Consider the following 2,907-nt stretch of genomic DNA (forward strand, 5'->3'; position numbering starts at 1 on the left):
ATTCTCGAAAAAGAAGGAGAGGTCGGTGTAGGTCTTAGAAAGGCGAAGCCTCTTTTAGAGGTGAGAGTTCCCTTCAGGCTGGTCCGCTGGGAGATGGACGATATAGAGAGAGGCGCAAAGGATTCCGATCTGGGACCGCTTGAAGAAGCGGCAAAACAGATAGCGCTCTTCGAGGAAAATGTAATCTACAATGGCTATGAAAAGGCGACCGTCAAAGGAATCGTAGAGTCGGTCGAAAACAAACCGATTCCTCTGGGTTCAAAGCCGAACGAAATCATCGAATCACTTTCAAAGGCTGCTCAGGTTTTGAAGGACAATTTCGTGGATGGACCGTTCGCTCTCATCGTCAATCCCGAAACAATGGCGATTCTCAATTCTCATGTTTCCGGATACCCGCTTGTGAAGCGAATCGAGTCCTTCCTCGGCACGGATATTGTTGTAAGCAGAGTTGTGAAGGACGCACTGCTTCTTCCGAAGGATCATGAAGACCTTGAACTGGTTATCGGCGGAGACTTCGAAATAGGTTATCAGAGTCACACTGACAAAGAAGTCGAACTCTTCATATCGGAATCATTCACCTTCAGGGTTCTCGATCCGGCGATCATTGTTAAGTTGACAGTCTAAATAAGTTCTGCATAAAAGGAAAACCGGGAGCAGATGCTCCCGGTTTCTCATATCGCATCAAACTCTTTGAACTCTAATCAAAGTGTCATAACCATTCAAGTTCCACTCTGTCCCAGAGTCGAGACTTTCTTCAAAGACAACGGCATTGGAGAGTGTTTCTTCTTTTATGTATTCTCTGTAAGTATCGATCGCATCGACTACTTCCCTCGGGCCAGAGAAGGAGACATTGATTCTGTCTGTTATCTCAAAATCCGCTTCCTTCCGCATTGTCTGTATCTTTGATACCATCTCTCTTGCGAGTCCTTCTTGAAGAAGCTCTGGAGTGAGCTCGGTGTCAAGTATGACAAAGTTTTCATTGCTCATTTCGAAGGTGAAACCTTCAAGTTCCTGGATTCTTATGTCAAGATCTTCTTCTGTGAGTTCGAAAGTCTTCCCCTCTGCCTCGATTGAGATCTTTCCTTCATGCTTGACCCTGGCAACTACATCGGCCGGCTTCATAGACCTTAGGGCATTTCCGATCGCTTTCAGATCTTTACCGAACTTGGGGCCCATAACCCTGAAGTTCGGCTTTACCTCGTAATTGACGTAGTCTCCGAGCTCTTCAATATACTCGATGTTCTTGACGTTGATCTCTTCTAGAATCAACTCGCGCATCGATTCAACGATCTTCTTTATCCGCCCGTCAACGAGAATCTTCGGAAGAGGCTGTCTGACCTTGATCTGCACCTTGTTTCTGCATGCCCTGCCCAGGGTTACGATATCCATGACGGCAGCCATTCTCTTCTCGAGATCCGGCTCTATCAAGCTCTCGTCGGCAACAGGATAGAACTCAAGATGGACCGATTCCTTCTCTTTATGCGTAAGGTTCCTGAAAATCTCCTCGGCCGTGAAAGGAGCGATTGGAGCCATAAGTTTGGCTACTGTAAGAAGAACTTCGTACAGGGTTAGATAAGCTGCCTTCTTACTGTTGTCCAGTTCGCTCGTCCAATATCTGTCCCGTGTTCTTCTGACATACCAGTTTGAAACCTCTTCAACCACGAAATCTTGAATAGCCCTCACAGATTTCGTCATATCATAATGGTTAAGAAGATCTGTTACCTCTCTCACGAGAGTGTTGAGTCTGGATATTATCCATCTGTCCACTTCTTCCCTTTCGGAAACGGGAAGATCGAATTCCCCCGGGTCGACGTTGTCCACATTTGCATACATTGTAAAGAATGAGAAGACGCTGTGAAGCGTTCCAAAGAACTTGCTGAACGTATCCTTTACGCCCTCTTCGTCGAACTTGGTTGGCACCCACGGTGGCGAGACGGCAAGCAGATACCATCTCAACGTATCGGCTCCATATTTTTCTATAATCTTCCAGGGATCGACCGTATTGCCTTTGGACTTTGACATCTTCTGCCCGTTCTTATCGAGAACGAGATTGTTGACCAGAACGTTCTTGTACGGTGACTGCCCAAAAAGGAAGGTCGAAATCGACATGAGAGAATAGAACCAACCTCTGGTCTGATCAATTCCTTCACAGATGAAGTCGGCCGGGAAAAGATCGCCCATAAAATTGTCTTTGTTTTCAAACGGGTAGTGATGCTGTGCGACTGGCATCGCACCTGAATCAAACCAGCAGTCTATGACTTCCGGGGTTCTCGTCATCCTGCCACCGCATTCACATCTCAGATGAACGTCATCTACGTACGGCCGATGAAGCTCTATATCTTCAGAAATGTCCTCTATTGTTCTCTCGACTAGTTCCTTTCTAGAGCCTACCGCTGTCAGTTTCCCACATTCGTCGCACTTCCATACATTTAGAGGTGTTCCCCAATATCTGTCTCTCGAGAGGGCCCAGTCGACCATGTTCTCGAGCCAGTTTCCAAAGCGCCCCTCCCCAACAAATTTTGGATACCAGTTGACGGAGTTGTTCACTTCTATCATTTTGTCTCTATATTCGGTGGTCTTTATGTACCACGATTTTCTTGCGTAATAGAGAAGCGGAGTGTCGCATCTCCAACAGAATGGATAAGAGTGAGTGAGACGCTCCTTTTTGAACAAGAGATTCCTGTCTTTCAAGTATCGGGTGATCAAAGGATCGGCATCTCTTACAAACATTCCAGCCCATGGAGTAACCTCTTCGGTAATCTTCCCCTCTTTGTCGACAAGCTGAAGTAAGGGAAGACCGAATTTCCTTCCCAGGATGTTGTCATCCTCTCCAAAAGCGGGGGCCATATGGACGATGCCGGAACCATCCTCGAGCGAAACGAAGTCGCCATATACTACGTAGAAGGC

2 protein-coding genes are annotated in these 2,907 nt (G+C 46.8%); one reads left to right on the forward strand and one right to left on the reverse strand.

Annotation, left to right across the window (positions count from 1 at the left end; all coding sequences use genetic code 11):
* Positions 1-624: family 1 encapsulin nanocompartment shell protein (locus BG32_RS03210; RefSeq protein ID WP_121526362.1), on the forward strand; the 624-nt coding region annotated here is incomplete at its 5' end.
* Between the two features lie 57 nt (positions 625-681).
* Here BG32_RS03210 and ileS read toward each other — a convergent pair.
* Positions 682-2,907: isoleucine--tRNA ligase (gene ileS / locus BG32_RS03215; RefSeq protein WP_121526363.1), on the reverse strand; the 2,226-nt coding region annotated here is incomplete at its 5' end.

Origin of the sequence: Mesotoga sp. HF07.pep.5.2.highcov, from assembly GCF_003666285.1 — a bacterium.
In the GTDB taxonomy this organism is placed as follows: Bacteria; Thermotogota; Thermotogae; order Petrotogales; family Kosmotogaceae; genus Mesotoga; species Mesotoga prima.